Genomic DNA, 6035 nt, shown 5'->3' on the forward strand with positions numbered 1-6035 from the left:
CGACCCACACCGTCGTGCCGTCGACGTCGGCGCGGATGCCGTGACCGACGATCGTCTCGAAATCGGTCACCGGCGCGAGCGAGCCGTGCGCATCGCGAGCAGCGACCGCGATCGCCTGACCGATCGGATGCTCGCTGTCGGCTTCGACCGCTCCCGCCTTCGCGAGCAGGTCGGCCTCGGTCGACGAACCGGACGCGATGACGTCGGTGACCGACATCGAACCCTCGGTGAGAGTGCCGGTCTTGTCGAAGACGACGGTGGTGATCTGGCGTGTGCGTTCGAGCACCTCGACCGACTTGATCAGGATGCCGAGCTGCGCCCCTCGACCGGTTCCGACCATGATCGCCATCGGCGTCGCAAGCCCCAGCGCGCAGGGGCACGCGATGATCAGGACGGCGACCGCGGCGTACACGCCGTCGCTCACACTGCCGCCGATGACGGTCCAGCCGAGAAACGTGAGCAGCGCGATCGACAGGACGACCGGGACGAAGACGGCGGAGATGCGGTCGGCCAGCCGTTGTGCGTCGGACTTTCCGGTCTGGGCGTCCTCGACGAGCTTGACGATCTGCGCCAGCGCCGTCTCGGATCCGATCGCCGTGGCGCGGATGGTCAACACCCCTGACGAATTGACGGTCGCACCGGCGACCGTGTCACCGATCGCCTTGTCGACGGGAAGCGACTCACCGGTCAGCATCGACTCGTCGACGGCGCTCGAACCCTCGACGACCTCGCCGTCGACCGGGACCTTCTCCCCCGGCCGGACCTTGATCAGATCGCCGACCCGGACCGATTCGACGGGCACCATCTCCTCGGTGCCGTCGCGCACGAGGCGCGCCTCCTTCGCTCCCAGCTCGACGAGCGCTCGCAGCGCCTTGCCCGCCCGGCTCTTCGCGCGGGCCTCGAGATAGCGCCCGAGGGTGATGAAGAACATGATGACGACCGACGCCTCGAAGTACAGCTCCATCCCCCCGGTGACGAGCTGGTAGGTGCTGAACGTGAACGCCGACAGCGTTCCGATCGCGATCAACGTGTCCATGTTCGCCGTGAGGTGTCGGGCACGCCGCGCGGCGCCGACGAGGATCGGCCAGCCGACGTAGAACTGCACCGGAATCGCGAGCGCGAACTGCAACCAGCGCAGCCACGTGTCGTGCATCGCAGCGTCGTGGTAGAACATCGTCGACACCATGAACAGGGCGATCGGTGCCGAGATCACCGCCCGCCGCAGCCACAGCGATCGCTCTTTCGCCTCGTCCGCGTCGGCACGATCAGCACGCTCGACGGCCGTCGGTCCGGCGTCGGCATCGCGGGTGATCTCACTGGCGTCGTAGCCGGCCGCGCGGACCACGCCCGCGAGCGTCCGAGCGTCGACCGAGGACACCGGGGCCAGGGACACGACCGCTCGTCCCGTCGCGAAGTTCACCGCAGCCGACTCGACGCCGTTCTCGTTCTCCAGCGCCTTCTGGATCCGCGCCGCGCACGACCCGCAGGTCATCCCAGCGACATCGAACTCGATCGGCCCGACGCCCGTTGTCGGCAGGGCGAATGAGTAGCCGGCGCGCTCGACCGCTGATCGGAGCCCGTCGACGTCTGCGGTCTCGTCGATCTCGAGGTGCACGCGACCGGTGGCGAAGTTGACCTCCGCGACCGACACACCGGGCTGCTTGGCCAGCGCCGACTGAACTCGGGCGGCACACGAGCCGCAGGTCATCCCATCGACCGTGACGTCGAGGGTCCGGTGCTGGTCGACGAGGTCCTGTCCGTCGATTCGGGTGGTCATGTCGTCAACGTACGCCTTCCACCCGAGGGGAAGGTCAAGGGCCTTCGGGGACGAATCGAAACAATCTTCCACCGGGGAGCAACGGTGGGTCAGCCGGGCGTCCGATCAGGCGTCGCCGATCGTGTCCGTGATCACCTGACAACGATTCGAGTCGGTGCACGTCTCCGTGTCGAGCGCCGAAGCGTTCGCGTACATGTCGCGCAGCTCGGTGCGCGCGGCCTGCAGTTCGGCGATCTTCGTGTCGAGGTCGTCGAGGCGTTGCCGCAGCAGGGCCAGCGTGTGCTCGCACGATCGCCCGCCACGATCCTTGATCTCGAGGATCGACTTGATGTCGGCGAGGGCCAAGCCCGACGACTGCGCCTGCTTCACGAAATCCAGACGCTCGACCGCTCCCTGGTCGTACGCCCGATATCCGCTGTCGGTCCGCGCCGGCTCGTCGAGCACGCCGATCGACTCGTAGTAGCGGATCGCCTTCGTCGTCACTCCGGCCGTCGCTGCGAGTTCACCGATCTTCACGCCACGCACGGTACCGAGAACTCGCGCTTGACCTTCCCCTCCGGAGGAATGTTTAGGGTGGCATGCATCGAGGATGAACGGCTCGAACACGAGGAGGTCGTCGGATGAGCACCGCAGAGGCCGACCAGGTCGACCACACGCACGACGAACACAGCGGCCATGCCGAACACGGCGGCCATGCGGATCACGCGGAGATGTTCCGGATCGCGTTCTGGCGCAACCTCGCGCTGGCGGTTCCGGTGCTGGTGTTCTCGACGCAGATCCAGGAATGGTTCAACTACGACTGGACGTTCCCGGGCTCGCAGTGGATCGCGCCGGTGTTCGGCACGATCATCTACTTCTCCGGCGGCCGCCCGTTCCTCACCGGCGGCATCCAGGAGGCGCGCGATCGCCAACCGGGGATGATGCTGCTGATCGCGCTGGCGATCACCGTCGCGTTCGTCTCGTCGGTCGTCTCGCTCACCGACGCGCTCGATCTGGAGTTCTGGTGGGAACTCGCCTCGCTGATCGTCATCATGCTGCTCGGCCACTGGCAGGAGATGAAGGCGATCGGTCAGGCCCAGGGAGCGCTCGCTGCACTGGCCGAACTGCTCCCCGACGAGGCCGAGCGGATCACCGATTCGGGAGACGTCGAGACCGTGGCGCTCGGTGACCTCGTGGTCGGCGATCGTCTTCTCATCCGCTCCGGAAGTCGGATTCCCGCCGACGGCACGATCATCGACGGGTCGGTCGAAGTCGACGAATCGATGCTCACGGGCGAATCGAACCCGGTCACGAAGACCGACGGTGACGATGTCGTCGCCGGGTCGGTCGCCACCGACAACTCGATCCGCATCGAGGTCACTGCGATCGGCGACGACACCGCACTCGGGGGGATTCAACGCCTCGTTGCCGACGCGCAGGGCTCCAAGTCCCGCGCGCAGGCGCTCGCCGATCGTGCGGCCGCCGTGCTGTTCTACGTGGCGATCACCTCCGCGATCGTCACGGCGGTCGTCTGGCTCGCGCTGGGCGAACCCGACGACGCCCTCGTGCGGACCATCACCGTGCTGATCATCGCCTGCCCCCACGCGCTCGGCTTGGCGATCCCGCTCGTCATCTCGCTGTCCACGGCGAAGGCGGCGCAGAACGGCATCCTCGTCAAGGACCGCATCGCGCTCGAGAAGATGCGGATCGTCGACACCGTCCTGTTCGACAAGACCGGCACGCTCACCGCCGGCGAACACGTCGTCGCCGACCTCGCCACCGTCGACGGCGACACCGACCGAATGCTCGCCCTCGCAGCCGGCGTCGAAGCCGATTCCGAACACCCTCTCGCCCGCGCGATCGTCACCAAGGCCCTCGATGAAGGGATCGACGCCGCTGACGCCACCGACTTCCGGTCGATGACCGGGCGCGGTGTCGCAGCAACCGTCGAGGGACACGAGGTCGCGATCGGGGGCCCGTCACTGCTGCGCGAACTCGATCTCACACCGCCCGCCGAACTCGACGACAAGATCTCCGGCTGGGAATCACGGGGAGCGGCGGTGCTCCACATCGTCGTCGACGGAGAGGTCGTCGGGAGTTTCGCGCTCGAGGACGGCATCCGGACCGAGTCGCGCCAGGCCGTCGACGCTCTCCACGACCGTGACATCCGCGTCGTGATGATCACCGGCGACTCCCAGGCGGTCGCCGACAGCGTCGCCGCCGAACTCGGGATCGATGACGTCTACGCGGAGGTGTTGCCCGACGACAAGGACGCAGCCGTCAAGGAACTCCAGGGTCAGGGACGGACCGTCGCGATGGTCGGCGACGGCGTCAACGACGCGCCGGCTCTCGCTCGCGCCGACGTCGGCCTCGCCATCGGAGCAGGCACCGACGTGGCGATCGAGTCGGCGGGCGTCGTGCTCGCTTCATCCGATCCCCGCAACGTCCTCGGCGTCATCACGCTCTCCCACGCCAGCTACCGCAAGATGATCCAGAACCTCGTCTGGGCGGCCGGGTACAACATCGTGGCGATCCCGCTCGCCGCGGGCGTGCTCGCACCGATCGGATTCGTCCTCCCGCCGGCCTTCGGCGCCGCACTCATGAGCCTCTCCACCATCGTCGTCGCGGCCAACGCACAGCTCCTCCGCCGCCTCGACCTCAGCCCCGATGCGCTCTGATCCTCGGCCAGCGTCCCGCCTCGACGGGGCTTCTCCGCCCACATCAACGGTCGCGGTCGTGCTCACGGAATTCGAGGGGCGGCGCAGTACGTTGCACGGGACATGAGCCCCGGCCACACCATTTCGATCACGCCTGCGAACGCCCACGTCGAGGTCCGCCTCGACGGCGAGGTGTTGGCCTCCTCCGACCGCGGCATGCAGCTCGACGAAACCGGCCTGCCGCCGCGCTACTACCTCCCCGAGGCCGACGTCCGGATGGAGCTGTTGCGACCGACGTCGTTCCACACGCACTGCCCATTCAAGGGCGATGCCTCGTACTGGAGCGCCGATCTCAACGGTGAGACACACGACGGCATCGTGTGGGCGTACCCCGAACCGATCTCGAGCGCCACCGAGATCGCCGGGCTGATGTCGTTCTACCCCGACCGCACCGAGATCTCGGTCACGCCCTCGACGACACCCGGCTGAACGAGCGAACGCCCGCTGCCGACCGAATCGCGTCGGGTCGGTCAGCAACGGGCGAACATTCACTGACTCAGCGCCGACGTCGCGTCGGGCTTGAAGTTGCCCTTGCTCGTGGCTCCGTTGATGAGTTCGGTGCTCACTTCCGAATTTTCGATGGATCACGACGGGTGGCGTCACGATCTCTCGGAATTTCGCCTCGGCGGGCCGATCTCGCCCGAGGTCACGGATCGATCGAACTCATGTTTGCATTCATCGATCCCATCTGGTATGATGATTCGTACCGACTCCCCTCCCCGTTCCCTGATCACATCGGGAGGTGACATGAACACGAACACGTTGATCGACGCGATCAACAGATTCGCCGACCTCGACATCGGCTCGATGGATACTGCGTCCCTCGAGGAAATCGTCCGGATGACCGCGGTCGCCCGATCCAAACTCGACGCTGTCGAGGTGCGCTGCGCACGACGGCGACGCCACTTGGAGGCGGCGGGACACGCCGATACGGCCACATCGATGTTCGGCCGCACGGCCCGACAGTCGTCCACGGCTGCGGCCCAGGTCGACGAACGAACCTCGCTCGCCGACGCGCTGCCATCGTTCGAGAAGGACCTCGGCCGCGGGCAGATCGCCGGCCAACATCTCGACGCGATCGCCTCTGCTCGTCACGGGCTCGACGTTGAGACCCTGGCCGAGTTCGACACCCACGAGGCGGCTCTACGAGAGCACGCCAGAACCGAGTCGGTCGACTCGTTCGCGCGCCGCTGTCGCCAACTTCGTCGGCGGATCCTCGCGGCAGCTGCGACGTCCGATGCCGACGAACTCGACCGACAGCGAGCCAACTCACGCGTCAAGCGCTGGACCGACAAGGTCACCGGAATGGGCCACACCCATCTCGAACTCGACCCCGTGCGCGATGCGGCACTGTGGAGCAGCATCGACGCGAGCCTCGCCACGCTGCGCCAGATGGACGGCAACGCGCGGACCCCTTGGGAGCAGCTCAAGGTCAATGCCGTCGTCGCCGCCGTGACCGGCCCATCCCGCGAGCACGCGGGCGACCCCTCCCGGCCCGGAGCCTCCGGCGCGGTCCAAAGCCGACGCGTTCCGGAGATCACCGTCATCGTCGACCTCGACAC

4 protein-coding genes and 1 pseudogene are annotated in these 6035 nt (G+C 67.2%); 3 read left to right on the forward strand and 2 right to left on the reverse strand.

Annotation, left to right across the window (positions count from 1 at the left end):
- On the reverse strand, positions 1–1777 hold a 1777-nt coding region (locus WBV89_RS18290), incomplete at its 3' end, for a heavy metal translocating P-type ATPase (RefSeq protein WP_423982765.1).
- A 105-nt stretch (positions 1778–1882) separates the two neighbouring features.
- Positions 1883–2293, reverse strand: a complete 411-nt coding sequence (locus WBV89_RS18295) for a heavy metal-responsive transcriptional regulator (RefSeq protein ID WP_423982766.1) — start codon at positions 2291–2293, stop codon at positions 1883–1885.
- Positions 2294–2397: 104 nt separating this feature from the next.
- Here WBV89_RS18295 and WBV89_RS18300 point away from each other — a divergent pair, with 104 nt between their 5' ends.
- The 3 genes and pseudogenes from WBV89_RS18300 to WBV89_RS18310 form a co-directional block, all read left to right on the forward strand.
- Complete coding sequence (locus WBV89_RS18300) at positions 2398–4434, forward strand: copper-translocating P-type ATPase (RefSeq protein WP_423982767.1); 2037 nt, start codon at positions 2398–2400, stop codon at positions 4432–4434.
- 102 nt (positions 4435–4536) lie between these two features.
- Entirely contained in the window at positions 4537–4902 is a 366-nt protein-coding gene (locus WBV89_RS18305) for a DUF427 domain-containing protein (protein WP_423982768.1), read from the forward strand.
- A gap of 318 nt (positions 4903–5220) precedes the next feature.
- A pseudogene (locus tag WBV89_RS18310) lies at positions 5221–6035 on the forward strand (HNH endonuclease); the annotation flags it as partial.

Origin of the sequence: Ilumatobacter sp., assembly GCF_049588435.1 — a bacterium.
Classification (GTDB): Bacteria; Actinomycetota; Acidimicrobiia; order Acidimicrobiales; family Ilumatobacteraceae; genus Ilumatobacter_A.